The sequence below is a fragment of the Mycobacterium sp. HM-7 genome (assembly GCF_053852335.1).
Genome location: NZ_CM132657.1, coordinates 4,155,071 through 4,181,782 on the forward strand (window position 1 = coordinate 4,155,071; position 26,712 = coordinate 4,181,782).

General features: G+C 63.3%; 20 protein-coding genes and 9 pseudogenes. 7 read left to right on the forward strand and 22 right to left on the reverse strand.

Features of this window, described 5'->3' with window-relative positions:
• Nucleotides 1-86 precede the first annotated feature (86 nt).
• The 6 genes from ACWW1C_RS19995 to ACWW1C_RS20020 form a co-directional block, all read right to left on the reverse strand.
• Entirely contained in the window at nt 87-1,415 is a 1,329-nt protein-coding gene (locus ACWW1C_RS19995) for an IS1380 family transposase (RefSeq protein WP_061001144.1), read from the reverse strand.
• A gap of 149 nt (nt 1,416-1,564) precedes the next feature.
• On the reverse strand, nt 1,565-2,239 hold the full coding sequence (locus ACWW1C_RS20000; RefSeq protein ID WP_226519088.1) for a TetR/AcrR family transcriptional regulator: 675 nt from the start codon (nt 2,237-2,239) through the stop codon (nt 1,565-1,567).
• 120 nt (nt 2,240-2,359) lie between these two features.
• Complete coding sequence (locus ACWW1C_RS20005; RefSeq protein WP_061001143.1) at nt 2,360-2,782, reverse strand: DUF6188 family protein; 423 nt, start codon at nt 2,780-2,782, stop codon at nt 2,360-2,362.
• Nucleotides 2,783-2,855: 73 nt separating this feature from the next.
• Nucleotides 2,856-3,500 carry a TetR family transcriptional regulator gene (locus ACWW1C_RS20010; protein WP_226519089.1) on the reverse strand — a complete coding sequence of 215 codons (645 nt, stop codon included), beginning with the start codon at nt 3,498-3,500 and terminating at the stop codon, nt 2,856-2,858.
• Nucleotides 3,497-3,976, reverse strand: coding sequence for a PaaI family thioesterase (locus tag ACWW1C_RS20015; RefSeq protein WP_061001145.1), 480 nt, complete (start codon nt 3,974-3,976; stop codon nt 3,497-3,499). The genes ACWW1C_RS20010 and ACWW1C_RS20015 overlap by 4 nt, the downstream gene beginning before the upstream one ends.
• 59 nt (nt 3,977-4,035) lie before the next feature.
• A complete protein-coding gene (locus tag ACWW1C_RS20020; RefSeq protein WP_419197410.1) occupies nt 4,036-5,613 on the reverse strand; it encodes an MFS transporter in 1,578 nt (525 codons plus the stop codon).
• Nucleotides 5,614-5,703: 90 nt separating this feature from the next.
• Between ACWW1C_RS20020 and ACWW1C_RS20025 the strand changes: the two genes are divergently transcribed.
• Nucleotides 5,704-6,378: a TetR/AcrR family transcriptional regulator gene (locus ACWW1C_RS20025; RefSeq protein ID WP_061003654.1), complete on the forward strand. Its 675-nt coding sequence runs from the start codon at nt 5,704-5,706 to the stop codon at nt 6,376-6,378.
• A gap of 21 nt (nt 6,379-6,399) precedes the next feature.
• On the opposite strand, the pseudogene ACWW1C_RS20030 reads toward ACWW1C_RS20025, so the two are convergent.
• From ACWW1C_RS20030 to ACWW1C_RS20070, 9 genes and pseudogenes are all read right to left on the reverse strand, one after another.
• Nucleotides 6,400-6,815, reverse strand: a pseudogene (locus ACWW1C_RS20030) (transposase); the annotation flags it as partial.
• 74 nt (nt 6,816-6,889) lie between these two features.
• Nucleotides 6,890-7,972: pseudogene (gene ltrA, locus ACWW1C_RS20035) on the reverse strand (group II intron reverse transcriptase/maturase); the annotation flags it as partial.
• A gap of 568 nt (nt 7,973-8,540) precedes the next feature.
• A pseudogene (locus ACWW1C_RS20040) lies at nt 8,541-8,717 on the reverse strand (transposase); the annotation flags it as partial.
• Between the two features lie 48 nt (nt 8,718-8,765).
• Nucleotides 8,766-9,017, reverse strand: coding sequence for a hypothetical protein (locus ACWW1C_RS20045; protein ID WP_226519090.1), 252 nt, complete (start codon nt 9,015-9,017; stop codon nt 8,766-8,768).
• Nucleotides 8,977-9,840: a hypothetical protein gene (locus tag ACWW1C_RS20050; protein ID WP_226519091.1), complete on the reverse strand. Its 864-nt coding sequence runs from the start codon at nt 9,838-9,840 to the stop codon at nt 8,977-8,979. Before ACWW1C_RS20050 ends, ACWW1C_RS20045 begins: the two co-directional genes overlap by 41 nt.
• Before the next feature lie 563 nt (nt 9,841-10,403).
• The gene (locus tag ACWW1C_RS20055; protein ID WP_061003650.1) at nt 10,404-10,721 is read right to left on the reverse strand and encodes a helix-turn-helix domain-containing protein; all 318 of its coding nucleotides are present in this window, start codon (nt 10,719-10,721) and stop codon (nt 10,404-10,406) included.
• Nucleotides 10,722-10,723: 2 nt separating this feature from the next.
• Entirely contained in the window at nt 10,724-10,996 is a 273-nt protein-coding gene (locus tag ACWW1C_RS20060) for a tyrosine-type recombinase/integrase (RefSeq protein ID WP_234785575.1), read from the reverse strand.
• A gap of 34 nt (nt 10,997-11,030) precedes the next feature.
• Nucleotides 11,031-11,795, reverse strand: coding sequence for a tyrosine-type recombinase/integrase (locus ACWW1C_RS20065; protein ID WP_226519092.1), 765 nt, complete (start codon nt 11,793-11,795; stop codon nt 11,031-11,033).
• A 127-nt stretch (nt 11,796-11,922) separates the two neighbouring features.
• A pseudogene (locus ACWW1C_RS20070) lies at nt 11,923-12,594 on the reverse strand (IS256 family transposase); the annotation flags it as partial.
• A gap of 310 nt (nt 12,595-12,904) precedes the next feature.
• On the opposite strand from ACWW1C_RS20070, the gene ACWW1C_RS20075 reads away from it, so the two are divergent.
• The 4 genes from ACWW1C_RS20075 (at nt 12,905) to ACWW1C_RS20090 (ending at nt 16,542) form a co-directional block, all read left to right on the forward strand.
• Nucleotides 12,905-13,342 (forward strand): PaaI family thioesterase, encoded by a 438-nt coding sequence (locus ACWW1C_RS20075; protein WP_061003656.1) that lies wholly within the window; start codon nt 12,905-12,907, stop codon nt 13,340-13,342.
• Nucleotides 13,343-13,368: 26 nt separating this feature from the next.
• Nucleotides 13,369-14,253, forward strand: a complete 885-nt coding sequence (locus ACWW1C_RS20080) for an alpha/beta fold hydrolase (protein ID WP_061003648.1) — start codon at nt 13,369-13,371, stop codon at nt 14,251-14,253.
• Nucleotides 14,254-14,349: 96 nt separating this feature from the next.
• On the forward strand, nt 14,350-14,922 hold the full coding sequence (locus ACWW1C_RS20085; protein WP_061003646.1) for a TetR/AcrR family transcriptional regulator: 573 nt from the start codon (nt 14,350-14,352) through the stop codon (nt 14,920-14,922).
• An 822-nt stretch (nt 14,923-15,744) separates the two neighbouring features.
• Nucleotides 15,745-16,542 (forward strand): metal-dependent hydrolase, encoded by a 798-nt coding sequence (locus ACWW1C_RS20090; protein ID WP_455984368.1) that lies wholly within the window; start codon nt 15,745-15,747, stop codon nt 16,540-16,542.
• A 27-nt stretch (nt 16,543-16,569) separates the two neighbouring features.
• Here ACWW1C_RS20090 and ACWW1C_RS20095 read toward each other — a convergent pair whose 3' ends face one another.
• Nucleotides 16,570-17,160 carry a TetR/AcrR family transcriptional regulator gene (locus ACWW1C_RS20095; protein WP_061006417.1) on the reverse strand — a complete coding sequence of 197 codons (591 nt, stop codon included), beginning with the start codon at nt 17,158-17,160 and terminating at the stop codon, nt 16,570-16,572.
• A gap of 366 nt (nt 17,161-17,526) precedes the next feature.
• Here ACWW1C_RS20095 and ACWW1C_RS20100 point away from each other — a divergent pair.
• Nucleotides 17,527-18,536: pseudogene (locus ACWW1C_RS20100) on the forward strand (IS256 family transposase).
• Between the two features lie 85 nt (nt 18,537-18,621).
• On the opposite strand, the pseudogene ACWW1C_RS20105 reads toward ACWW1C_RS20100, so the two are convergent.
• Nucleotides 18,622-19,109: pseudogene (locus ACWW1C_RS20105) on the reverse strand (DUF6933 domain-containing protein).
• 206 nt (nt 19,110-19,315) lie between these two features.
• Nucleotides 19,316-20,627 (reverse strand): annotated as a pseudogene (locus tag ACWW1C_RS20110) (IS256 family transposase).
• 805 nt (nt 20,628-21,432) lie between these two features.
• Here ACWW1C_RS20110 and ACWW1C_RS20115 point away from each other — a divergent pair.
• Nucleotides 21,433-21,630 (forward strand): annotated as a pseudogene (locus tag ACWW1C_RS20115) (IS3 family transposase); the annotation flags it as partial.
• Between the two features lie 182 nt (nt 21,631-21,812).
• Here ACWW1C_RS20115 and ACWW1C_RS20120 read toward each other — a convergent pair.
• The 4 genes and pseudogenes from ACWW1C_RS20120 to ACWW1C_RS20135 all read right to left on the reverse strand — a co-directional run.
• Nucleotides 21,813-21,954, reverse strand: a pseudogene (locus tag ACWW1C_RS20120) (IS3 family transposase); the annotation flags it as partial.
• Complete coding sequence (locus ACWW1C_RS20125; protein ID WP_061010676.1) at nt 21,953-23,212, reverse strand: acyl-CoA dehydrogenase family protein; 1,260 nt, start codon at nt 23,210-23,212, stop codon at nt 21,953-21,955. The gene ACWW1C_RS20125 and the pseudogene ACWW1C_RS20120, both read right to left, overlap by 2 nt.
• A gap of 54 nt (nt 23,213-23,266) precedes the next feature.
• A complete protein-coding gene (locus ACWW1C_RS20130) occupies nt 23,267-24,391 on the reverse strand; it encodes an acyl-CoA dehydrogenase family protein (protein WP_061010674.1) in 1,125 nt (374 codons plus the stop codon).
• Between the two features lie 242 nt (nt 24,392-24,633).
• Complete coding sequence (locus ACWW1C_RS20135; protein WP_061010673.1) at nt 24,634-26,466, reverse strand: acyl-CoA dehydrogenase; 1,833 nt, start codon at nt 26,464-26,466, stop codon at nt 24,634-24,636.
• Between the last annotated feature and the right edge of the window lie 246 nt (nt 26,467-26,712).

Here is a 26,712-nt window from a genome sequence, read left to right on the forward strand (position 1 = left end):
TGGGTAAGTGGTTGGGCAGCAGGGATTTCCGGCGTTGCTTCTCGCCGGTGCTCCTGGTCCTTGGTCGCTGAAGTGGTGGTTGTGGGTCAAGCGGTTTGTAGCGCGGTCCAGCCGGTTTCGATGAGGTCACTCCAGGGCCAGCCGCGGGGCAGTCGTAGGTATCGGCGCCGTCCGGTTCGGATGATCCGTCCAGCCACCGCCAGCAGGCGCAGGCGTAACCGTTTGGGTTCCCAGCGTCGCGCGGGCCCGCTGGCGAATGCCAGGACTTGGGTCCATACCAGCAGGTCAGCGGCCAGCAAGGTGACCTGCAGCCAGATCTGATTTTGGGCGAACCCGTGAAAGGGCAGGTTGGTCAGCCCGGTGTCTTTGAGGTTGCGGATACGGTCCTCGGCACGAGCGCGTTGGCGGTGGCGGTGGCGAACTTCCAGATCCGGGATCGACCAGCCCTTGGTGTTGGTCGCAAAGCAGGTGATGCGCCACCCGTTGTCGTCGGTCAGACGCAGCTGGGCACCGGGGTGAGGGCGTTCACGGCGAGCGATGACCCGCATCCCCGGCGGCCAGCCACGCAGCGTGTCGGGCAGATAGCGGGTCAGCTCAGCGACCTGGGCGCCCTCGCGCGGTGCGCCGTCCCCGTCCAAGGCAGCGCGCCATGCCTGCCGGGGCACCTTCGCCAGGGCGTCGACGATCGGGGGCATGCCGTAAAACCCGACGCTGTACTGCAATCCCAACCTGGTGATGTGGTGCAGGAAGTCTTTGACCCCACCGGTATCGGTACGCACCAACACGTTCGGTCGTTCGTGTTCGGGGAGCTGCGCCAGCGCAGCATCCAGGACGCTGATGTGGTCAGCGGCGCTGTTGGACCCCGCTGATCCTGGGCGCAGCAGCCCGGCAAGGGCTTCACCGGATCCATGCACACCGTGATCAACGAACGCCAACATGGGGTGAAACCCGTACCCGTACTTGAATGTCGGTGCCGCACATTCCTTCTCGCTATGTGCGGTCACCAAGGTGGCATCGAGGTCAACGATCACCTGATTGCCCGTCCCGGGCAACGGTCGTCGGCGACGCCAGACGCGCTGGCGAGCAGCGGCCCGCGCGGCGCCGATCGCGGCCAACACAACATCGACATCGCCGGCGAGCGTGGTGATCAACCGCGACACCGTGGCATCGGAGGCCACCGCCCCAAACAGGTCCGGTTGAGCCCGCACGATCGCGATATCAGCGGCGCAGTCCCCACCGAGGGCCACCGCGACCAACAAGTCGCACAGCGCCTTGGCCGGATCGTGGACCGACCGCGGCGCCCGCCACGGCCCCAATGCCGCTGACATCGCCTTTTGCAGTCCCGAACAGGCCAGCGTCTGCCGCAGCAGAACCCCACCCGCTGACGACACCAACGACTCGCGGGTCGCCTCCATCACCACAGAACCTACTGAGCTACCCTTCACCTACGGAGTGCCTTTCCTCGGACTTACTTGTGACGTCGCAATCCCAAGTTTTCCAAGTAGGACAGGCACTTCCGTGCATTACAGGCCCGTGTCACGGGCCAATTCATGAAATGTCGAGGTTAGGCGGCGATACCCCGGCACACCAGGGCGGTGATCGCGTTGGTCTGGGCGATCAGAACGTCACGGTCGGGTTGGTGCCCGTAGCGCAGCGCGATCCCGAAAGGGATCGCCACGATCGACTCGGCGGTGGCACCGATGTCGAGGTCGGGGCGGATGTAGCCGCGGTCGATGCCGTTGCGCAGCGCCGCACCCAGGACCGCGGCGCCGCTGTCATACATACGGTGAAACCGCTGCGACATCTCCTGATCCACCCCGGCGGCCTGCACCACGATCAGCTGCAACAGCCGCGGTTCTTCGGCGAGGACGTCGGTGTAGGCCATGCCGATCGAGGACAGGTACTGACCGAACTCCTCGATGGAGGTGACCAGGCACGGCGTGGCCTCGTCGATGGCAGCGCCCAGTCGGCTGTTGATCTGCCGCACCGCGTGATCGACGATGTCCCGCTTGTTCTCGAAATACCGGTAGAACATCGAGTGCCCCGAGCCGAGCCGCTTGGCGATATGGCTGATCGAGGTCTGGTGATAGCCCCGTTCGGCGAACTCGGCCAACGCGGCATCAATGACCTCTTCGCGGACCAATTCGGCACGCTGGGCGCGCTGACGATCGGCCATCGTGGTGCGCGGCTTACCCGCCGCGGACGCCGCGGCCACGGAGCTATCGGTTCGAGTACCCATCGCGAGCCTCCCACGTCAGTGGAACAAAAAGTATCCCTCCGATACTACTTGTTCCATGTTCGCCCGGTGCAGCGTTCGTCAACATATTTGTGGCGGCCCGCGGCGGAGTCGGCGAGGCAATTAGCTTGCGGCAGCGTCGATATCGTCGACCGGCAGGTCATGACGCACGATGCGGACCTGCCCGGGCGGCAGGCAGGCCATGTAGCCGTGCCGTTTGCCGTACAGCTCCCAGGAGGCCCGGTCGCCATCGGGGGTGACATCGATACGATGCCCGGTCGACAAGGCCAGATGTAGCGCCCCGTTGTCGTCACATTCGGCATGGGTGCACGTGGCGCCGGCCATATCGAGCAGGGCGCGGTGTTGCGGCGCCATGTTGTCCGGGTCGATCACCACCTGCTCTTCGGGATACGGGCCCACCGGCGGCAGCGTCAACTCCATCGCGGTGGCGATCACCAGCTCGTTGTAGTCGTCAAGATCGAGCACCAGCCCCTCGTGCAACGAAACCCGCTGGATGGTGCACTGCGTGATCCACAAAGTGTGCATGACCCGCTCCTTTCGGCACATCGTTGTGCACACTCATGGTACAAAAAGTAGCGCAGCGATACCACAAGTTCCGCTATCGAATGTCAGTGCGCGCCAATGCCCCCAGCAGCTGGCCGATGGCGCGGTCGATGCGCTCCCGCGCATCGGCGGGGGCCACCCGCCCGCTGATCACGGCCGTGAGGTTGGCCAGCCAGATATCGGCGATCAAACCGGCCAGGTGCCGATCCCGCGGCGCGGGCACGGGTCCGCCGAGCGCGCGGGCGAACATGTCCTCGATCACGCCGACGGCGTACTGCACGGCATCGGCCGCGCCGGCATCGGCCACCACGAACGCCCGCACCATCGCATCGGTCAACGCAGGCTCGTCCAGCCACCGCTGATGCAGCCGCGCCGTCAACCGCGCCCATCGCTGCGGCGAGGTCAATTCATCGGCGCTCCAGTGGAATTCGGCGTCCAGGCGCTCGATTTCGCGGGCCAGCACCGTCACCAGCAGGTGCGTTTTGGACGCATAGTGCCGATACAGCGCGCTCGCGGCCGTGCCGGCTCGCGCGGCCACCGCACGCATACGCACGCCCTCAAAGCCGTGCATCGAGGCAATCTCCAGCGCGGCATTGAGGATCTCCTCGCGCCGCCCGCCGACCGCCACCGGACTCGGGCGAACCGGCGGCGGGCGCAGGTGCGCATCAGGGGTGCTCATCTGAACATCGGGCATGCTCATCGCGGCCCACTATCGCGCGCGCCACCGTCGCCGTCGATGACAGCGTGGCGCGCGAGGTCGGCGAACATCTCGTTGAACGCGGCGATGTCGCCGTGCGCGGCGAAATGAGCCGCGTCCACGGCGATGAAGACCGCCGCCGCGGTGAACCGGGTGACGCCGTCACGGCCCACCCCGGTGGCCTCCACGCGCAGCACGCGGCCGCGGCGATCCACGACGCGGGCGCGCACGCGGTGAAGGTGGTGCAGCGGGACCGGCTGCAGATACTCGACTGTCAAGCTGCGTGTTACTGCCGGGGTGCCGGCGATCCACAGCGTGAAGCCGAGCACGTCATCGCAGGCCGCGGCGATCGCGCCGCCGTGGGCCAGGCCGGGCGCACCGATGTGCCGCTCATCGAAGGTCACATCGGCGAACACCTCCGGGCCGTCGCGGTAGGCCGTCAACTGCAGGCCATGCGGATTATCAGGGCCGCACCCCATGCACACCGGGGTGTGCGCGGGGAGCCGCTGCGGCACACCCTCATCGGCTACCGGGTCGCTCACGCCGCCCCCGCCGGCTCACCCGAACTCGCCGGGGCGGGCACCACCGGCGCAGGCTCCTCGGGTGGGGGTGCCGATCGGCCCGGCGCCCACACCGCGACGAGCACCGCCGACACCGCGCTGATCACCCCAAGCGCGAAAGCCCCTGTCGCGCAACCATGAACAAACGCCGACCTCGCCTGCTCGACGGCGGCGTCAGCCACCGGCCCGACACGATGCGCGGCCTGCGCCGCGGCCGCCAGCGAGTCCTCGAACGCGGCCCGCAGCGGCGGCGGCAGGGCGGCCGCGGTCGCGGCGACCCGACCGCTGTAGCCGGCGGCCAGCACACTGCCCGCGATGGCAATCCCGATGGCCGCGCCGACTTCGCGGGCCGCATCGTTGACCGCCGCGGCCACCCCATGCTTGTGCACCGGGGTGGCGTCCACCACCGCTGCCGTCGACGGCGCCGTGCACAGCCCCAACCCGGTCCCCAGCGCCAGCAGCGACCACACAATGTCCGCATAGCCCGAGTGCACATCGAGCCGGCTCGCCAGAAACATCCCGACCGCCAGCAACCCCAGACCACCGGCCAGCATCACGCGCAAACCCCAGCGCGCCGCCAACTGCGGTGCCGCCACCGAGACCACCACGATCGGCACAATCAACGGCGTCAGCGCCACCGCCGACCTGATCGGCGAATAGCCGCTGATCAACTGTAGGTACTGCACCAGCAGGAAAAACACCCCGAAAATCACCACGAAATGCAGCACCAACGACACCGTGCCCGCCGCGAAACCGCGATCGCGAAACAACCTCATGTCCAGCAGCGGGTCCGCGCGCCGCAGCTCCACCACCGCGAACGCCACCAAACATCCAGCGGCACAACCAAACAGCGCCATCACCATGGTGTCCGTCCAGCCGCGATGCGGCGCCTCGACAAGAGCGACCACCAGCAGCCCGATCGCCAGCGCGATCACTACCGATCCCAGCACGTCGATACGAGGATGGGCACCCTCGCAGGACGTGGGCACCCGCAGCGCCGCGACCAGAAGCAGCACCGCCGCACCGGCCAGTCCGACGAAAATCGCCCGCCACGACCAAAGCTGCAGCAGCACACCAGAAATCAGCACCCCCACCACTGCACCCGAGGCGGCCACACCCGCCCAGATGCCCACCGCACGTCGCCGCTGCGTCACCCCGAACTCCCCGGTGAGGATCGACAACGTGGACGGCATCACCAACGCCGCACCCACCCCGGCCGCCGCCCGCGCACCGATCAGCCACCACGGGCTGTCGAACGCCAACGGAACCACCGACGCCGCCGCGAACACCGCCAAACCGGCGATCAGCACGCCCCGCCGGCCATAACGGTCACCGACCGCGCCCGCCGGCAAGACCAGGCACGCGATCGCCAAGGTGTACCCGTCGACCACCCACGTCAGCTGACTCTGCATCGCCCCGGTATCGACCGCGATGTTCGGCAACGCGGTATACAGCGCCGCCATCGAACCGATCACCAGCGCCACCGCCGCACACGACACCACCAGGGTCCACTGCTGCCCACGCGAGAACGACCTCTGCTGATCCGGCACGCTCAACACCCCTGTACACTCGGTTTCGCTGCGCTACTCGATGTACCATATCTGAGGTTATCGACAAGCACACCCGGGATCAGCAAAGGAGCCACAGTGAAGAATCAGGCCCTGCCGATACCGGACGACTATGACGAGGACATCGATCCGCGCCGCACCCGGTCACGGAACCGACTGCTCGATGCCGCCGCCAACCTGCTCAAGACCGGCGGCGTTGAAGCCGTCACCATCGACGCGGTCACCAAAGCATCCAAAGTCGCCCGCACCACCCTCTACCGCCACTTCAACAGCTCCACCCAGCTACTCGCAGCGACCTTCGAACGCCTACTGCCGCAAGTCATTCCGCCCGAACCGACCAGCGGAACACCGCGCGAACGACTCATCGAACTGCTGTCACGACAAGCCGACCTCATCGCCGAAGCCCCAGTGCAAGTCACTACCCTCGCCTGGGCAGCACTCGGCACCACCGAAACCCCCAGCACCGACACCGACGGCACCCCTCACCCCAGCGCCCACACTCTCCGCGCCCGCGTCGTCGAGCAATACCGCCAGCCCTTCGACAACATCCTGCAAAGCCCCGACAGCCGCCACCAACTCGGCAACCTAGACCTCGACCTCTCCATGTGCCAACTCGTCGGTCCCATCGTCTTCGCCCGACTGACCGGCATCCGCGCCATCACCCACAACGACTGCGTCCGCCTCGTCGACACCTTCATGGACACCTACAGCATCAACCCGGCCACGACAAGACCCGAGGGGCTATCTCGTTAACGGTGTTTCCGGCGGTTTTCATCAGTAGGTTTCTGCTGCCGGGAATCGGTCGGCGAAGGTGATCGCGAACGCGTGGAGCGCTGGCTTCCACCGCATCATCCATCGTGCCCTGCCCACCCCGGTCGGGTCCAGGGAACGGGTCACCAGATACAGGCACTTCAGTGCGGCCTGCTCGGAGGGAAAGTGTCCGCGGGCCTTGATCGCGCGGCGGTGAGGGACTCGATGGCATTGGTGCTGCAGATGACCCGCCGGGTCTCCACGTCGTAGTCCAGGAACGGGATGAACTCGGCCCAGGCGTTGTCCCACAACCGGATCACCGCCGGGTAGCGCTGGCCCCATTTCTCGGTCAGATCGTCGAATGCCGTCCGGGCCGCGGTCGCGTTGACCGCGGTTTAGATCGGTCTAATGTCACGCTTGATCTCATCCCAATACTTGCGTTCTTCGCGGGCAGGCTGGTGGTCTGTCTGCCGGTTGCTGTCGTAACTTTGCGTCGAATGGTGTTCAGCGATTTCTTCGACGGGTAGGTGTAGATCAGTTTCCGGTCGCTTCCCCTCTGCCGGTGCCGCTGGATGCGGAACCCGAGGAAGTCGAAGCCCTCGTCGATTCCGACGACTCGTGTCTTATCGGTCGCCAAACGCAACCCGACCGTGGCGAGTACGGTCTCGATCTCGCCGTAAAGTTCCTCGGCTTGGTGCCGGGTGCCGAACACCATGACCACGAAATCGTCTGCGTAGCGGATGATCCGGTAGGTCGCGGCGCCGCGGCGGGTGGCACGCCAACGCTGGGTCTGGTTGCCCATGGCCTGCCACTTATCCCGGAAGTGCTCGTCGAGGACTGATAAAGCGAGGTTGGCCAGCAGCGGAGACAATATCCCGCCCTGGGGAGTTCCGGTAGTACTGTCGCAGGCTTCATTCAACTCGTCCAGCAGCCCCGCCTTGAGGAACGCTTTGACTAGCAACAGGATTCGTCGGTCGCTCACGCGAATCCTCAACCGGCCCACGAGGGCCGGATGCGAGATTTCGTCGAAACAAGCGGCGATATCGCCCTCAAAGACCTGTTCGTAGCCGCGCGCGGCATAGAAACGGATCTCCTCGATAGCATCCTGGCATCTGCGTTCCGGGCGGAAACCGTAACTGGATGGGTCGAAATCGGCCTCCAGAATCAGCTCCAGCACCAGCTTTAGGGCCGCTTGCACGACGCGATCGCGAACCGTGGGGATGCCGAGGCGACGGGGTTTACCGTTCGCTTTGGGAATCACCACCGTCCGTACCGGCACCGGACGAAACGAGCGGTCCCTCAGCGAGTTCCGCAGTTCAGTCAGGAAACCGGCAACGCCGCGCTCGCTGTTTTCGACCGACCACGCGGTGGCCCCGTCGATGCCAGCAGTTTGAGCGCCCTTGTTCTCCCGGACTCGGGTCCACGCCATCACGAGGAACGCCGGGTCCACCACGAGATTGAACAGATCATCGAAACAACGGCCGGGATCGGCCGCTGCCCAACTGTGCAGTTTGGTTTGAATCCCCAGTACCCGCTGGTGCACCACAGGGGAACACTCCAGCAGCGCAACGATATTCACCGGCGCATCTTCTGACATGACAATTCCGTTCTGCCTGACTTGCTGCCGCCCTTCGCCCTGTGACCGGCTCTCCCGATCTCTGACTACTACGACGGCTCCGCCCCGTCCCGGCCCGATCGGCCGACAACGAACCCAACCTCCACCGCCCGCACCGGATGTGCGGGAAATGTGGTGGGACCGAGACGGTTCCCGTGTTCATCTGTTACCGCTCAACGAGTCCGGTGCCCAGCTATACCCCGGCGGTCGACGGGAGTACGCCGCAGACTTTCCTCCCGCCCTGTCCCTACCGATGGGTTCGGTAGGGACGGACGCCACCACCGCAACAATGGTGACGCGCACCGCTGCCCGGCCCATATCCACCAGATTCGAGCCGGTTCCTGTTAACGAGGCGTCCCACGCTGGTTCCTCGCGTACACCTTCTCGTCTTGCTCGCCGAACCCGCACCATCTGGCAGTGCTGGCACGTTCCGGCTTTGTCGGGGCCGCTTCCACCCTCCTCGGCGTTTCCCAAGTCAGGCTGCCCCCAGCTTCACCCGGCCGCTACGACGGCCCAGCGTTGAAGGTCTTCCACCTCCAATCGGTAAAACAGACGCCTCACGGCGCACGTTGCGGATCAAATGAATGATGCAGGTCTGCACGGTCGCTTGTGGCCACACGTTGCTGACCGCCTCGGGCAGTCCCTTGAGCCCGTCACGGACCACGAAGAACACGTCCTTGACGCCGCGGTTACGCAGATCGGTCAGTACGCTCATCCAAAACTTCGCGAAAGCGCACGGGTTCGCGCGAACGTGTGCGAGGCGCCGCCTGAATTGTCACGGGTTTGGTAGGCGGGCGGTGTCAACGTGGTCGGTCAGGTAGGCGATGACGGCTTCGTGGCGCATGCCGTAGGCGACGGCGACGGCGACGGCGACGGCGACGGCGACGAGTTTGGGATCTACGGTGCCAACCAGATCGACCAGGCGGGTGGAGCGCAGGATGCGCGGTTGAAGGCCGACCCCGCGCAGGGTGTTCTTGACATAGCCGTCAGAGGCCGGCGCTCTGGTGGCCTTGGTCTGCGCGGTCACAAGCAGGTGGGAGTTTGTTGCTGCCGAGCGTCTTTCGGTGGTCTAGACAGCATTGCAGCGCCGTCCAGGTCCAAGGATCCAATGGGGTCGGCTGTCGTCGGCGACCCAGTCGGACGCGGTGCCGATCGTGATCGATGTCCTTGTCGGTGAGGTGTTGCAGGTCTTGGGTGGTAGCGCCGTGCAGCAGGGCGGCCAGCCCGACGAATGCCTCGTGCGGGTGAACCTCGGGGCCTGTGCTCCATCGATAGAACAGCTCGCGCTGGCGGTCGGCGGGACGAGTCGGTCCGCGAAATGCCATGGTCTGCGGTGCTTTTACCCCTGCAGTGGGGTCGATGAGCATCAGCCGGCGTCGGCGTGCGTAGCGGCAGAACTGGCGCAGCCCGGTCAGGTAGGAGGCACGTCGGCCGGGATGAGCGTGCAGTAACGCTTCGATATCACCGACCTCGACGGTGGCCCAGTCAGCTTTGCCGCGGTCGTTGAGCAGGTATCGGGCGAAATCACGCACCGCGGTGAGTCGGGCCTCGACGGTGGCGTGCCCGCGGGGTTGACCGCCGACGCGGCGGGCGCGATCGCGGCCGCTGACCATGTGCTCGGCGAACCTGGCCACCGCCGGCCGCAACGGTTCAGGGACGGCGTCAATGCGGGACCGTCGGCGGGCGGCGGCGCGACGCTCGTCGTGGTCTGACCACAGCACCAGCTTGCTCGCGGTGAGGAAGTCTTCCAGAGCCCGCGCGAGCGGCCCCTCCTTGGCGACAGCTTCCAGCAGTGCCTCCGGATGCACCGGGGAATCCTGGACCAGGTGCTGGCCGAGTCGGCTGAGCACGGCGCACGCCCGGCTGGGATGATGACGTCCGACTAGGTAGGCGGCGAAGTCGCCCAGCCAATCGGGTGGATCATCCAGTGTTGCAGCCAGATTGGCGGCCCGTACCGCGATCCTGTGCGGTGAGCGCGCCCAACAGGACCCGCACCGCCCGGCACCGGTCAGCCGGGTGACCCGCCCGCAGTCGACGCAGGCGGCGTCCGGATTCGGTGGCCGGCCCGGATGCGAGCACGACCCGCACCAACCGGTATCGGATCGCAGGACCCTGCGTTTGCGGCATCGTGGGCACTCGGCTCGATCGGCGTCCCGCCGCTGGCGTCGGACACAGTCCTTGCAAAGGTCGCGGTCGACAAATAGCACCGGCGCCCCGCAGGTCCGGCAGGTGCGCGAGCAGAGCACGCAGTGGCAGGTATCTGGCTGCCGGACCTGATCGATGCCGCAGCGCGGGCAGGGATGCTTGACCGGCACGTGCACAGCCGCCCACTGGCATCGAGCACACAGATCACGGCCGGGCTTGCCAACCGCGCGGCCGCACCGCCGGCAGTCCCGGATCCGTCGAGTCATTCTCAGATCGGCGGCATCGACCGGCCACGCCGCAACGCTGGCGCGTCGTTCACCACGGCCGTGGCCGGTTTGGGTGAAATTGGTTGTGCGACTGGAGTGGTATCGATGTCAAAGAGGTCGTTGGGCGTGCGCTCAAGCGCGGTGCACAATGCGATCAGGGTAGCCAACTTCATCTGGCTGGGCTGCTTGGTGAACAACGCCGACACCGACGCCGATGACAGCTCCAATCCCTCCTTCTCCGCCAGTAGCCGTTGCAGCTGGGCACCGGTCCACACCTCACGCTGAGCGGCGGCCATCCGAAGTTTCCACCTGATCTGCATGCTCACTCCTGTCCGGTCAGTTCGCTCAGCGTCGCTGAGATCGCGCGCTGGTAGGCATCTTCGATGAAGGTCTCCGGCGGGCGCACATACCACATGGTTGACGCGACTGTCCAGTGCCCTAGAAGTTGTTGGATGGCGACCAGATCCACGCCTCGTTCATTATTGTGGGTTGCGCAGGCACGGCGCATCCCGTGCGGGCTGAACCACTCGACTTCGGGCCGTCCCTCCACGCTCATCAAGTGCCGCAACCGATTGCGGATCGTGGCCGCGGCCATCCGACCACCAGACTCGTCACACAGCAGCGCCGGACTATCCGGGAACCGGCCGGCCGCGAACGTCCTGCAGATACCAACGCAGCACCAGATCCAGCCCGTCCAACATCGGTACCCAGCGCGGTCGAGGCCCGGACCCCTTGGCGCCCTTGCCGAACCGCACGTGCAGCTTGCCGAACGTGCCACGCCCAAAATGCACGTCGGACCGGTCGAGCATCACCGCTTCTTCCGACCGCAGTCCGGCGTGATACAGCGTGCGGAACAGTGTGTAATCCCGCGCAGCCGGCGCGTACTTACGGGCGGTCGCGATCCGCCCCTTGAGGAACTCGAAGAACGCGCCCACCCGCTCTGGAGTCGGCGGGGCATCGGTGCTCGGCGAGTCGTCACCGACGTGTCGGGCGGCGTTGAACTCATCCAGCGGACACGCCAGTCGCACCCCGAACGCCGCCTCGATCTCGACCGCTTTGCGGACCTCGAGAAATCGGTGAAAACCCTTGAAGACCTGCAGATAGTTCCGTCGCGTCGAGACCGCTCGTCCCGAGCTGGCCAGCTCGCCCACCACCCGGTCGACGTCGTCGGCGGTCACCTCCCATGCCGGTCGCCCTAGGGCTGCCAGCATCCGCTCCAGCACGCCAATGTCGTTGGCGATCGTCGATTCGGCGAACCCCCGCGCGGTCCACGATGTGACGAACGCGTCCACGCATTCGGCCTGGAACCGCTGCGGATCTCGCGTCTGGACGACTGGTGCGACGTCGCCCGTGATCACCCGCAGCGGCCCGTCGCCCACCTGCACCTTCTGCACGCCAGAGTTTTCGAGGCAGTACCTTAACTCACGGGCCTACGCCTTGAAGATCAGCGACACGCCAATAGACCGGAAAACCTCAGGCAGCAGCACCAATCCGGGGAAACGAACGTGTGCTCGTTCCATATCCCTCCCCGCCGGTGCCGGCCCACAATCCGAGGATGTCGCGTTCCCCGCCCAGGGTGACCCCGATCGCGGCATAGAACCGCCGGTTGGCGACCTGGCCGTCGCGGACCTTGACCACGATCGCGTCGATGAAAATCGCCGCGTAGGTCTCATCCAACGGACGCACCGACCAGTCATTCATCTCCTCGATCACCTTGTCGGTGATCCGGCTGATCGTTTCCTTCGATACCGAGGCACCGTAGATTTCGGCGAAGTGCGCCGAAATCTCGCCCGTGGTAAGTCCTTTCGCGTACAGCGACAATACGACCTCATCAACACCGGACAGGCGGCGTTGGCGTTTCTTGACGATCTGCGGTTCAAACGTCGCTGCCCGGTCCCTGGGCACGTCGAGCTCGACCGCGCCGGTGGTGTCGGTCAGCACCGTCTTGGCCCGTGTGCCGTTGCGGATGTTGCCCGTCCCCGCTTCCGGCGGGTCGTGTTTGTCGTAGCCCAGGTGCTCGGTCATCTCCTCATTGAGCGCGATCTCGAGCACCGTTTTGGTCAGCTGTTTGAGCAGTCCGTCCGGACCGGTCAGCGATGGCCCCTGTTGCTGGGCCAGCCGCACCAGCTCGACCGCAGCCTGCTGCGCAGCGGAGGGCCCCGACTTTTTCTTCGCCACATCCAGTGGCGTCATCACGGCACCTTCCTCGCCGAGCTTCGCTCAGCGTGTCAGGCCGGAAACACCGATAAATCCACAGTCCCGAAGCTCTGGACACAGCTGACGCCCGGCGTATCCATCGATCATGGCTCGGAGTGGATTCTTCGCACTATTCTTAGCCTGCTTGCCGCCAGCGGGCCCCGAGAGCGCAGCGGAGACGGATTACGCGGGTACGACGAACGGCCGCTAATTCCCGCGATCGCCTCCAGCAATAACGATCGCGCAACGGAACAACCTTGACGTACTGTCTCATCAGCATCTATGTCTTGAAAGGCTGAATATGCCGGTGAACTTCGCCACATTCAACGACCGTGTCGCCGAACAGTTGAAGGACTCCACAGTGACCGTCGGCGGACTCGCGGGCTACCTCGGTTTCCGACACACCGAGTTCATCGCCGGCCGACTGGTCGCAGAAATGGACGCCCGAGACGACTTGAAGACACCGTTCGGCAACCTGCACGGCGGCTGCCTGTCCGCCATGGTTGATCACTGCCTCGGTGTCGTGTTCTACCCAGTCATCCCTGAGGGCTCATGGGTTGCGACAACAGAGTTCAAGCTCAACCTGCTTCGGCCCGTATCCGCCGGCAAGTGCGTCGCAGTCGCCGAGATTGTCGCGCTCGGGAGAACCAGCGGCGTTGCTCGGATCGACATCACCAACCAAAGTCGCGCAGTATGTGTCGCCCAGGGCACTGTGACGATCGTGGGCCTGAAGCCGACCTCGTGATCAATGGCGAGCGGAAGGGCTGAAGGGTGACCGCTGCGCTTGAGCGCGTGCCAACCAGCGACGGGCTCACTCTGGCTGTTGACTTCTACCGCTGTGCCGCACCTCGCGCGGTTGTATTGCTACTCCACGGCGGCGGTCAGAGCCGACACGCCTGGGACGTCACAGCACTGCTTTTGCGCGCGCGCGGATTCACGGTGGCCGCGTATGACGCACGCGGGCACGGTGACAGCGACTGGGATCCCACAGGCCGTTACGATCTGAATCGGCTCGGATCCGATCTGATCGCAGTACGGTCGTACGCGAACCTGGGACGGCCGATCGTGGCCATCGGGGCATCCCTTGGCGGCCTCACCATTCTCGGCAGTCACTTGCTAGCTCCGCCAGACTTGTGGGACGCCGTGATTCTTGTGGACGTCACACCACGTATGGAGATGAAAGGCGCACGGCGCGTCGTCGCCTTCATGTCGGCGCACGCCAACGGGTTCGACAACCTGGAATCCGCCGCCGAGGCCATCGCGGCATACAACCCGCACCGCTCGAGACCGAACAACCTCGACGGACTTCGAAAAGTCCTACATCAACGAAGCGACGGCCGGTGGGTGTGGCGTTGGGATCCCGCGTTCGTGGCATCGAATTTCCAGTTTCTCCAAGGCGACCAGGCAGCCGGGACAGCGGAATTCGAGAAGATGAGCACTTTGTTGGTCGACGGTGCGCAGCGTGTTACGGCACCAACACTCCTCGTGCGCGGGTTGCTGTCCGACGTGGTATCCGACGAAACTGTGAACGATTTCCGCGACCTCGTGCCGCATGCGCGCACTGTCGATGTCACGGGCGCAGGCCATATGATCGCCGGCGATGACAACGCTGTCTTCTCGGAAGCGGTGCTCGATTTCCTCGACGACCTCGTCTAGCTCCTTGATCAACCACTCTGATGCGGCGTCCGGCGCCGTCGCGTTTATCCTGCTCACATGCCCACAGAATCCATGCGGATGTCATTCCGCCGACACATGCGCGACGAGGTGTTGCGGGCGGCCCGAGAACTCACGATCGAGAAAGGGTGGGAGCGAGTCCGAATGAGCGAGGTTGCCGAGCTCGTCGGCGTATCTCGCCCAACTCTGTACAAGGAATTCACCGACAAGCAGGGCCTAGGCGACGCATTGGTTGTCACTGAAGGTCAGCTCTTCTTGGAAGGAATTCACGCCGTCCTTGCATCGCATACCGGTGATATCGGTGGTGGAATCACCGCCGCCGTGGAGTACACGCTCAAGGAAGCTGAGGCCAGTCCTCTGCTGAAAGCCGCGTTGACATCGACCCGTACAACTACAACGGAGACACGCGACAGCGCAACCGGTGTCCTTCCGCTGTTGCCCACATCCGCATCACTGCTTGAGTTGTCATCGGCCGCGCTAATCGCGTGGTTCGGCGAGCACTTCGACCAGCTCGATCCCGAGGACGTCAATGAAGTGGCCGACGTACTGGTCCGGCTCACCGTCAGCCACCTCGTGCTGCCAGCCGCCGACGCCCACACCACCGGGCGGCGAATCTCGCAGGTAGCACTGCGCTATCTGGCCCCGCGATAGCGGTGCATCAATGATCGGCCTGTCACGCGCGAGGCACTGGCGGCCGCCGCCACCGTTGCACCGCTATTGTCCAAGGCCGCATAGTCAATGAGATCAGCTGTTCAAGAGGCACTCTCCGAAGGCAACAGATCGCTGCCGATGCCTCTGCCAGCTTCAACGATGCACTTTTAGGCACAAGCAGGCCGAGTAAGCACTTGCCGATGGCGTCGTCAGAAACAGCGTCGACTCTAACTCATCACTTCACGCGTGCATTGAAAATACGAGGCGTACAGCAGATTTCACTGGGGCATGGTCGGCCGATCCGAGTTCAAACCCTGGTCTCAGCCCGGTCTCGTCGCGAGACGCAAAATGCGCGGCGACGGTCAGCGAAGAGTTGGGGGCGCCGAAGAGTTGATTGCTCTACCCACATGCTCGTACTTCATCCTCTGGGGCCGCCTCTCAACAGCAACTGAATTCTCATCAGTTGTCGCGCGCTCTGGTCACGATTCAGTTGCCGCCGACACCGCCAAGCCGATTCCCGTAGGAGTGTCACACCGGCTGCAGTTTGGGTGGCTCGACTTGCCCAAAATGTAGTCGATCCTGGGCCACCCGCCCGCTCACTTCTAGACCGAGCCGACACCGCCATGCACACATAAGACTACGCTTGCAAAAGGGCACTTCTGTCGATATATTTACTTTCAATATATATCTGTAAACGTGCCGCGCCGTCAGGTCGGACACACAGAGCTGCCTCCTCCCGAAAGGTCAGAGCGAAACATGCTTGAAGACAAAGCTTCTCGGAATACTCGCGTTCTACCAACACCACGACGAGTGACGTTTGCGATGCCGTCAGGGAATCGCCGACAGCATTTCGTAGACGACGATCTTGTGATGAGTCATTTCATAGCCGTACTATCGGCGACGTTTCCGGAGGGAGAAGATTTCTTCATACGATCAGTGCGCCAATTCCGAACTTCGGTGATCGACGCAAGCCTGCAAGAGGCGGTAAAAGGCTTTGTGGGCCAAGAAGCGACGCACCGATACCAGCATCGACTATTGAACGAGCGCCTTCAGACCATGGGATATCCCACCGCGCGTATTGACCGCCACGTAGGCAGGCTGATAGAGCGACTCGAAAAGCGTCTTTCTCCAGCGATGCGACTGTCACTGACCTCAGCGTTAGAGCATTATACCGCAACACTGGCGGAGATAATCCTCACTAGCGAAAGCGCCCGCCAACTCATCGGCAATGGCGAAGTGAGATCGATTCTTCTTTGGCATGCGTTTGAAGAGTCCGAACATAAGGCGGTGGCTTTCGATGTCTATCAAACAATCGGGGGCACCGAGCAGATGCGTATCCGCGGCATGCGCATCGCTTCGGTAATCCTTTTCGCCGAGTTGTTCGCCCATACGGCCCTTTCAATGGCCGCAGATCGCGCATCCTACAATCCCATTCGCCTGTTGCGCAGCCTCTATCGATTTTCCCGTAGCCCGATTTTTACTGCGGACGCACTGCGGCGCTTTCGCTCTTACACGCAACGCGGCTTCCATCCAGACGACTGGGATAGTACCGCGGTCTTGGAATACTGGAGCCGAGAATTGTTCGAAGCAGATGGATCGCAGAAGTCCGTCGGCCCGTAGCTGAGTGGCCGACGCACGTCGTCTCGGTTACAGCGGGTCGACGCCAAGTACAGCGTGACCCATTTGAGTCAGTAGCGCAGTTGTGCGCTCGGTCGCCATCCCGGTTTCACCGTACTGAAGCGTCGACTGGATGGCGCCGATCGCTCCGTGCACTACGACACGTAGGCCGATTTCGTCTAGTTCGGGACGCAACTCACTCAGTACGTGCACCCACTCCTCAAGATACAGACGTTGTTTGCGGCGCAACCGGCTGCGGTGCTGCGCAGCGAGATTGTGAAGTTCACGGTAGTAGACGATGGCAAGCTCGCGTTGATCCAAGACGAGGGCTACGTGGTCTGCCACTAGCGCTGTCAGCGCCTCGGTCTCGCTTTTACTTTTCTCCACAATCAAAGAAGCGCGTCGCAGCAGGGAATCGATCACCTGCTCGAAGAGTGCCGTCAGTAAGCTTGCTTTGCTGTCGAAGTGACGATAGATCGCCGGACCGACGACACCAGCAGAATCGCCGATATCCGCCATCGACGCCGCGTGGTATCCGCGGTCGGCGATGTGCTGCGCGGCCGCCGCGAGAATCCTCTCCCGACGTTGATCTCCTTTACCGCGACTGTGAGCGACTGTCATGTGCGTTGGCGACCAGCCCTTTCGCCGAATTGGTGGAATTTATCATGCCACACAAGGGGTTGAACAAAATGTTAACACCGACTCATCAGGGAAGCCCACTGGCTTAGGTGGAGATTCAGATCCGATGGCCCGCGATCGTGCCGGCGAGCCGATGGCCGAGCGCGCCGGCTGTGCAGCGTCTTTGATGGCGCTAAGTGAAAGTTCCCAGTTTCTCCCGGTGCGGCCGTTGCCTGTCGTCCTGCGTGACGAGATGGCATGACCACAGTGGACGTTAGCGGGGTTGTGTCCGGAATCCGGTGTAAATAGGGAGGACGGGCGTAGGTTCCGCTTCACGACCTGCAAGTCTGTGAAGAAGGAGTCGCGCCCGTGCCTGTTCGAGTATCAGCCCATCGACCGTATCCGCACCGAGATCCACGCCTTGTTTGGCGAGGATCGCGAGCTGCCGGAGATCCTTGAAGAAGTCGCCCGCCTGGGCGCCCAGCTTTGATGCAGGCGGCCCTGGAGGCCGAGGTCACCGAGTTCCTTGGCCGCGAACGCTACCAACGCACCGCCGCCTGTCCCGACGCTAACGACGGCTCACGCAACGGGTATCGGCCGGTGATGGTCAAAACCATCACCGGGCCGGTCACGTTGGAGCGGTCAAAGGTGCGCGGCAGGACCGCAGCGTTCGCGTCGCGGTTGTTCAGCAAGCACGTGACGAAAACCAACGCGCTGGAGACGCTGGTGATCGCCTCGTTCGTGCGCGGGCTGTCGGTGCGCGACGTGGAGGCCACCCTGGTGAAACACTCGGTGATCCGGCCGCGATCTCCAAATCCACGGTGCTGGAAGTGTGCAAGGCGATTCGAGCCGAATACCAGTCGTGGGCGCGTCGCCGACTCGACGAGATCACGCTGGACTACTTGTTTTTAGACGCCAGCTTCTTTCGGATGCACCCCGGGTCACCGGCCGAGCCGATGTTGGCCGCCTGGGGCATCACTACCGAGGGCAAGCCGGTGTTCGTTGGGTTGACCCCCGGGACCGGCGACTCGACCGGCGTGTGCCGATTTCCTGACCGATCTGCGCGAACGCGGCCTTGGCTGTCCGCTGCTGGTCGTCTTTGACGGCGCCAAGGGCCTGATCGCGGCAATCGAACAGATCTACCCAAAAGCGTTGCGCCAGAGATGTCTTATTCATCGACTTACGCCATCAGCCTGGAGTGGGCGGTACTCGACCGAGCCTCGGCCGATTGGCGCGGGCTGACCATGACACCGGTCGGCACCCGATTGCTGCAAGACTTACGCCGATCACTGCTTGACCCACCCCGTGAACTGCGGCCGCCGCCCGCCTCCATGAGTTCCAACACCGGCTCCGCAGAGCCCATTTCGGCCACCGCGTAGCGACCTCGGGTCGCGACGCCGGTACGACTCAGTAAGGGATCGCCGCTATACGTGTGAGGGTCTACCTGCCCGCATCTGACAGCTTTTACCGCTGGCTATGATGGCTGGCGGTGACCAGGTCGATCGGTGGGATGTAGCCGGTGATGCTGTTGATGGTGCGATGCAGGCCGTGGTGCAGCGCGTCGATGTCGCAGCGGGCCAGGCCGCCAGCGGTGGCGATGACGTGTTCGGTGGTGAACGCTAGGTCGTTGATGGTGCCCAGGATGCGGCGGTCGGCGGTCTTGGCCACGGCCACCTGCTGGGGGCAAGATTGCCGAGCGTATCGGCGGGCAGCCCTTCGGCTTGCAGCGCGGCCTGGATCGCCGAGACGACGGGCGGTCCGATCGGGCGCAGCCCCGCGGCGGTGACGTTCGGCATGAACACCGGGAACAAGGTCCCGGCATGGGTCACCAGCAGGCATTTGCGCCGGTCGATCCAGACCAGGTGGGCATACCAGTCCCGCGCGCACGCTTCGCCGATGGCCGGCTCAGACACCCCCAGCAGCGCCAACACCTTGGCGGTACATCGCAGCATCACGGGTCATGATGGCAGGCAAAGCCACCGACGGTCGGTACGCCAGAACACCGTGGCTTGGCGCCGGTACAGTGTGGCGACGTGTTGGTCGCTGATCTGCATCACTTCCTCGACATGCCGGGGTGTGCTGCACGTATAGGTGACATCTGAGTTGGCTTGCCGGGACCGTCGGGCCTATCCGAATTTCGGTGTAAATGGCGGTTTTCCTAGCCTCGGTTGAGGTCGTGCATCCTGTCGGCGAATGTTACCGCGAGCGCGTTCAAAGCGGGCTTCCATCGCACTGCCCATCGCTGCTGGCCAGTGCCTTTCGGATCCAGTGATCGGGTCACCAGATACAGACATTTGAGTGCGGCAGCCTCGGAGGGCACATGGCCACGTGCCTTAATGGCCCGCCGGTAGCGGGCGTTGAGTGACTCAATCGCATTGGTACTGCGCAACACTCGGCGAATCTCGGTGGGATAGTCCAAGAACGGAATGAACTCGTTCCAGCAGGACCGCCACATCCGGATCAACGCCAGATAGCGTGCGCCCCACTGCTCGTTGAGGTGCTCGAGCGCGTCCTCGGCAGCGGTAACCGACGGTGCGGTGTAGATCGGCCGCAGATCGCGTTTGAGCCCGTCCCAGGTCTGGCGCGGCAGGTAACGGAAGCTATTGCGAATGAGGTGCACGGTGCAGGCCTGCACGATGGTGGCCGGCCACACCTCGCTTATCGAGTCGGGCAGCCCCTTGAGTCCGCCACAGACCAGGAAAAGACGTCGGTGACGCCCCTGTTGCGCAGGTCGGTCAGCACCGCGAACCAGAATTTGGCTGATTCCCCGTGCCCGTCACCGGCCCAGAGCCCGAGCACATCCTTGTGGCCGGCTAGGTCCACGCCGATCGTGGCGTAGAACGGCCGGTTGGCGACCTGCCCGTCGCGGACTTTCACGCTCAGTGCGTCGACGATTACTGCGGCGTAGATCGTCTCCAGCGGCCGGGCCACCCAGTCGGACATGTCACCGATGATCTTGTCGGTGATCCGGCTGATCGTATCTTGAGAGATTTTAGTGTCGTAGAGCTCGGCGAAGTGCGCGGCGATCTCCCCTGTGGTTATACCCTTGGCATACAACGACAACACGATCTCATCGACCCGGGTCAACCGCCGCTGACGCTTACCAACGATCTGCGGCTCGAACCTGCCGTCCCGGTCCCGGGCACCACAATGTCGATCTGGCCGACGGTGTCAGTGAGCACCGTCTTGGTGCGCGTACCGTTACGGGAGTTGGCACCGTTTCGGCCAGCCGGGTCGTGCTTGTCATAGCCCAGGTGAACGGCCAGTTCTTCCAGCGCAGTCTCGACCACCGTCTTGGTCAACGCCCGAAGCACCCCGTCGGCGGTATCGGCGAACGACACCCCGCAGGCCTGCAACAGGCGCACCAGCTCCCGCGCGGTCGCCAGCTCATCCGGTGCGGGTGAGCTGGCCATGGACACATCATCGTGAGTATCAGCTGCAGAGGACACAGCCCTCATCGTCTCGGTCACTGTGGACCCTTCCCACCAAGCTCACGCTCGGCGTGTTGGGCCATTTACACCGAATCCCGCAAACTCCCCCCAAGTATTCACTTGCGGTGCCGAAGCGGGCCACGACCGAAGCGTGGTGACGGCAGTTGGTAAGCGCGTCTTCACTTCCAGCCGGCGTTCTCTACAGCGATTGTCGCGAGCACGTTCGACGCTCACTCGATCATCGACGAACGATTCGAGCGCTCTTGTGAGTACAGGGTTCGAAAGTACCAGGTATCTACCGCTCGATACACGAGCAAGCCTAGCGCGATGGTAGTGATAGTTGCGATGAAACGACATCAGGATGGGTAAGTCCCCTGGCATGGTGGGGTTTCGGGACGGGGGGTGACAGTGCGGGGTCCTTGGCCGGGTGTTGGGGTTGACCCCTGATGGTGGACATCTGATCGCGGGACTGCTGGTCCTGCGGGGAGGATGTTCCCGTGTCGGGAAACCGCAAGAAGTACGCCCCGGAGTATCGCGAGCAGGCCGTGCGCCTGGTTTGTCGATACCGGTCGGCCCGTTGCGGACGTAGCCGCAGAGATCGGTGTCGGAGATCAATTGCTCGGCCGGTGGGTCGCCACCGCCAGAGCACGTTCGGCGTCCGATAATCCCGAGGTGCTCGACGATGATGAACGCAAAGAGTGAGAACGGTTGCGCACAGAGAACGCCGAATTGCGTTTGGACCGTGCGTTTTTGAAAAGGACGCAGCCTTCTTCGCCTCCGAACAGAACTGGTAGAGATGTACCGGATCATCGAAGCGGAGAAGGCCAACTTCACGATCGTGCGGATGACTGGACTGTTGGAGGTGTCCCGGTCGGGCTTCTACAAGTGGCGCACAGCCCGTGCGGCGGGGCCCACGCCGGCCCAGCAGCGCCGTGAGGCGATCGACGTCAAGGTCAAGGGTTTCCACGACGCCTCCGATCAGGTGTACGGCGCACCGCGCATCCTGGCCGATCTGCGTGAAGACGGGGAGGTGATCTCCCGCAAGACGGTGGCGGCCTCGATGCGCCGCCAACGCCTGGCCGGGATCAGCCCGCGGAAGTTCACCCCGGTGACCACCGTGGTCGACCTCGACGCACACCGCCCCAACGACCTGGTCAACCCTCGATTCGACCGCGGTGAGCTCGACAAGGTCTGGACCTCGGACATCACGTACTTGCCCACCGCGGGCAAGGCCCCACGCAGCGCCACTGCCATCGACGGTGCGGACTCCACCAGATCGGTGCGCATGTGGTCCTCGACTGCCCAACCCAGGACCCGCCGCGAGCACCCGTCGTCGAACCGCGCACAGGTACAGCCAGCCCTCACTATCCTTCTCGGGCGCCGACCAAGGTGCGGAACGGACCAGAGTCAAGTCGTGGCTCCTTGGGCAAACCGAGCAGTTTCTCCCCAACAATATTTCGCTGCACTTGAGAGCTACCCGCGTAAATCGTTGCGGCCCTTGCGGCGAGCGCAGACTCAACCCACGCGAGCGACGCGTTCGGCGTACCGAGGTCCGCCGTTATCAAGGCTCCATTTGTTCCCGTGCCAGACGGCGTGAGCACGTCCGACCCGAGTATCTCCATTGCAAGTTCGGTTTCACGTTGGAAGAACTCACTCCAGATTATCTTCGTCATCGCCGCCTCGGCTCCGGGATACTCACCCTTCAAGAAGCGCGACAACGCTTGGTAGCCACGACAGCGCATGATCTCGACGCGGCTGCAGCACCACGCGAGTTGTTCACGGATGTGCGGGTCGCTCGTCTTGCCTCGCTCTCGCGCCAGGTCAATGAGCCGAGTGACGTCGGCTTGAAATCGGATTGCATCGGTGGTGACGCTGGTTCCGCGCTCGAAACCGAGCAGGGTCATCGCCACCGACCATCCGCCGTTGAGCTCCCCCACAATGTTGCCCGCCGAGGTCCGAGCGTCAGTGAAGAATACTTCATTGAACATCGTCTGACCGACCATGTTCTTGATGGGCCGAACCTCGACGCCCGGCTGATTCATCGGTACGAGGAGGAAGGAGATCCCCCTGTGTTTGGAGGCGTCCACGTCCGTCCGACACAAGACGAAAATCCAGTTTGCGAGATGACCGGCGGAGGTCCAAATCTTCGATCCGTTGATCACCCACTCACCGTCGTCAAGCACCGCCCTGGTCCGCAAACTGGCAAGATCCGATCCGGCGTCGGGTTCGGAGAATCCCTGGCACCAGAGGTCCTCACCGGACAGAACTCGCGGCAAGAACCACTCCTTCTGCTCCTCGGTGCCGCAGACGACGAGCGTATTGCCGAGCAATTGGATCCCGAACATGTCGTTCTCGGTTCCCGTAGGTACTCCAGCGCGTGCGAACTCCTCAGCCAGGACGACCTGCTCGACCGGACTCAGACCGGCGCCGCCATACTGCTCTGGCCATGACACTGCGAGTAGTCCCTCGTCTGCAAGAATCTTCCGCCACTTGCGGATGAACTCCTCGCGCTCGGTTTGATTCAGCGCCCCGATTCCGGCGAAGTCGGCAGGCACATTGGCGGCGATGAAGCTGCGTACCCGCGTCCTAAACGATTCAGCTGCTGGGGGATAAGTTAGATCCATGGTCGGGTCGTTGTCCCTTCTTCAGTCATGGCGTCAACCCAAGTGCGGGAGCACTTAGATTCCGATGCGGTCGGCGACATCGAGCCACTGATCACGTATTGACCCAAGCAGCACGCTGTCGGCTTTCGCACGCCGGTAGTACAAGTGCGCGTCGTGCTCCCAGGTGAACCCGATCCCGCCGTGAATCTGCACATTCGACGACGCGGCGAGATCAAATCCGGCAATGGCGGTCGCCAGCGCCATCGGAGCCGCTTTAGCGAGTTCAGGCCTGTCCTCCGCCGCCGCCAGGTAGGCCGCGTAGAGGGTGATCGCCCGTGCGCTGTCCAAATCGATTGCCATCTCGGCACATCGATGCTTGATCGACTGGAAGGAGCCGATGGGTCGATTGAACTGATGGCGTATCTTTGCGTACTCGACCGACATCGACAGCGCACCTTCGATGCCGCCAACGATCTCCGCCGCAAGCAAGGTCCGCGCCACATCGAACGCTTGGCGTGCGCCTGCAGCACCGTTCGCGTCGGACAAGGGCACCGCCTTAACCGCTTCGAACACCAGCGTGGCCATCGGCCTGGTGATGTCAAGCGTGTCGACGCGGGTCCGAGTCAGACCCGCAGCATCGCCGTCGACGAGATACAACTCTGGTTCAACGGAGTCCCCAGGTGGCAGTGCAAGCACGAGCAACGTATCCGCAGCGTGCCCATCGATCACCTGGTTCTTGGATCCGGTCAGAGTGACCGCTCCGCCGTCTTCCATCGCACGCATGCACACGCCACCGAAGCTGGCGGCGTTACCCGGTTCGTTGACGGCGGTCGTCGCCGTACGAGTGCCAGCCGCGATTTCCGGGAGCAGTTCCTTCTTCCGCTCTTCACTCGCCCCGATCAGAATCGGAACGACTCCCAACGCAACGGTCGCGAACAGCGGGCACGGTACGACGCCGCGTCCGAGCTCCTCCATTGCGATGGCCACCTCGATCATCGTTGCTCCGGCCCCGTCGTACTCTTCCGGGATCAGCAGGCTCGGCAACCCGAGTTCCCGGCTCATGCGAGACCAGAGGTCGCTGTCGTATCCCGGCGCAGTTGCGACAACCTGTCGGACCTTTGACAACGGCGACAGTTTTTCCACGAACTGCCGGACGCTCTGTCGAAAGTCGTTCTGCTCCGGGCTCAGCACGAAATCCATGGCACCTCAATCCTGTTCAAACCCATTGTCTGCCTCACCCCACTGTGTGGCGACCCATCCATGCCGACGGTCCGGCAATGGCAATTGCCAGCGGCAGGACAGTTCCGAAACAGTTTGAGCAAGCTGCTTCGAAATCGCCGCTCCGCCAGCGGGCTTGGCGTTAGCCCCGGGGCAGTCCCATCTCCGATAGTCAGCGTTTGCGTCTGATGAAAGACACACCTTAGGTTGCGGCGAGTGCATCATCAGAACGCTGCTTCGTCGAGTTCCATGACGTCGTTGTCCATGGTGTCGATCACCTGGCGAGTGCTGGTGAGCAGCGGCAGGAAGTTCTTCGCGAAAAACGAAGCCACGGCGATCTTCCCCTCGTAATAGGTGCGATCAGTGTCGCTGCACCCGGCATCCAGCGCCTTCAACGCCACAGCTGCGTGTCGCTGCAGCAACCACCCGAGCATCAAGTCGCCGACACACATCAGGAACCGCACCGACCCCAGGCCAACCTTGTAAATGCTCGAAACGTCTTCCTGCGCATCCATCAAGTAGCCGGTCAGTGTCGCCGTCATCGCTTGCACGTCTGCGAGCGCAGTCGACAGCAGCGCTCTCTCGGCTTTGAGGCGACCATTGCCGGAGTCGTCGTTGATGAACTTCTCGATCTGACCGAAAACATGTGCCAGTGCCGCACCCTTGTCGCGGACGATCTTGCGGAAGAAGAAGTCCTGCGCCTGGATTGCCGTAGTGCCCTCGTAGAGCGAGTCGATCTTGGCGTCACGGATGTATTGCTCAATCGGGTAGTCCTGCAGGAAGCCGGAACCACCGAAGGTCTGCAGGCTCTCCGTGAGCTTGGCGTAAGCCTGCTCCGAGCCGACACCCTTGACTATAGGCAGCAGAAGGTCGTTGACCTTGACAGCCAGGTCGTCGTCGATTTCGTGCATTGCTTTGGCCATGACCGCGTCCTGGTAGGTCGCGGTGTACATGTACAGCGCGCGCAGTCCTTCTGCGTAAGCCTTCTGGGTCATCAGGCTGCGACGCACATCAGGATGGTGGGTGATGGTTACCCTTGGCGCGGCCTTGTTAGCCATCTGGGTCAAGTCAGCTCCCTGCACGCGCGACTTCGCGTACTCCAGGGCGTTCAGGTAACCGGTCGACAGGGTTGCGATGGCCTTTGTGCCGACCATCATGCGGGCATACTCGATAACGTCGAACATCTGCGCGATGCCCTCATGTACCTCGCCAACCAGCCAGCCCTTGGCCGCGACGTCGTGCTGGCCGAAGGTCAGCTCACACGTCGCAGAGGCCCTAATGCCCATCTTGTGCTCGACATTGGTAACGAAAACGCCATTGCGCTCGCCGAGTTCGCCAGTCTCGAAGTTGAACAGGAACTTCGGAACGAAGAACAGGGACAGACCCTTGGTGCCAGGTCCAGCGCCCCCAGGGCGAGCCAGCACCAGATGAAAGATGTTCTCGAATAGATCATCTGCGTCCGCAGATGTGATGAACCGCTTCACTCCCTCGATGTGCCATGAGCCGTCCTCTTGTTCAACAGCTCTCGTACGCCCGGCGCCAACATCCGAGCCGGCGTCCGGTTCGGTCAGCACCATGGTCGAGCCCCACCCGCGCTCGGCGGCGATGACAGCCCACCTCTTCTGCCCAACGGTCCCGAGTTTGTAGACGATGCTGGCAGAACCGCCGCCACCCGCATAGAAGAACGCGGCGGGGTTCGCTCCAACAAGCATTTCCCGCAGCGCCCAGGCGAGAGCCTTGGGCATCGGCAGACCCCCGAGTTCCTCCTCGATGCCGACCTTGTCCCACCCCCCATCGAGCAGCGCGCGCACGGATTCCTTGAACGGAGCAGGCAGCGTCACACTGTGTGTGGCGGGATCGAAAACTGGAGGATTGCGATCGGCACTGGCGAACGAAGCGGACAGCGCACCTTCGCATAGCCGACCCGCTTCGGAGAGCAACTCGCGAATCGTCGCTTGGTCCAAGCCGTTGAACTCGGCGCCGCAAACCTCGGGCAGGCGCAGCACTTCAAGCAGATTGAACTCGAGATCTCGCAATGGTGACTTGTAGTGATTCATCAGTCTTCCTTCGTGGGGCACTCAGATGCTCGCGTGGCTTGTCTGGGGTCCTGTCGTCGATCGGTCCGAAGTCCTCGTCGTTCTGGGAAAGTTAACCACGCATAACTATTTACGAATCGCCGAACCCATCCCGCGGCCGCTAAGAGATCAGCGAGAAACGACACTGGGGATACCGGCCTCAGAACTCCCATGTGGGTGATGTTAATCATTGTTCATCTCGGACGGGATAGGCTGATCGAAATTGAG

Excerpts from the sequence above, each read along its gene's own strand:
- ACWW1C_RS20060 (WP_234785575.1), bottom strand. The coding sequence starts at position 10,996 with ATGGCCGCGGCCACGATCCGCAATCGGTTGCGGCACTTGATGAGCGTG.
- ACWW1C_RS19995 (WP_061001144.1), bottom strand. The coding sequence starts at position 1,415 with ATGGAGGCGACCCGCGAGTCGTTGGTGTCGTCAGCGGGTGGGGTTCTG.
- ACWW1C_RS20015 (WP_061001145.1), bottom strand. The coding sequence starts at position 3,976 with ATGGGGTGCGGCCCTGATAATCCGCATGGCCTGCAGTTGACGGCCTAC.
- ACWW1C_RS20135 (WP_061010673.1), bottom strand. The coding sequence starts at position 26,466 with ATGAATCACTACAAGTCACCATTGCGAGATCTCGAGTTCAATCTGCTT.
- ACWW1C_RS20085 (WP_061003646.1), top strand. The coding sequence starts at position 14,350 with ATGCGCGACGAGGTGTTGCGGGCGGCCCGAGAACTCACGATCGAGAAA.
- ACWW1C_RS20010 (WP_226519089.1), bottom strand. The coding sequence starts at position 3,500 with ATGAGCATGCCCGATGTTCAGATGAGCACCCCTGATGCGCACCTGCGC.
- ACWW1C_RS20055 (WP_061003650.1), bottom strand. The coding sequence starts at position 10,721 with ATGCAGATCAGGTGGAAACTTCGGATGGCCGCCGCTCAGCGTGAGGTG.
- ACWW1C_RS20125 (WP_061010676.1), bottom strand. The coding sequence starts at position 23,212 with ATGGATCTAACTTATCCCCCAGCAGCTGAATCGTTTAGGACGCGGGTA.
- ACWW1C_RS20005 (WP_061001143.1), bottom strand. The coding sequence starts at position 2,782 with ATGCACACTTTGTGGATCACGCAGTGCACCATCCAGCGGGTTTCGTTG.
- ACWW1C_RS20130 (WP_061010674.1), bottom strand. The coding sequence starts at position 24,391 with ATGGATTTCGTGCTGAGCCCGGAGCAGAACGACTTTCGACAGAGCGTC.
- ACWW1C_RS20090 (WP_455984368.1), top strand. The coding sequence starts at position 15,745 with ATGCCGTCAGGGAATCGCCGACAGCATTTCGTAGACGACGATCTTGTG.
- ACWW1C_RS20095 (WP_061006417.1), bottom strand. The coding sequence starts at position 17,160 with ATGACAGTCGCTCACAGTCGCGGTAAAGGAGATCAACGTCGGGAGAGG.
- ACWW1C_RS20000 (WP_226519088.1), bottom strand. The coding sequence starts at position 2,239 with ATGGGTACTCGAACCGATAGCTCCGTGGCCGCGGCGTCCGCGGCGGGT.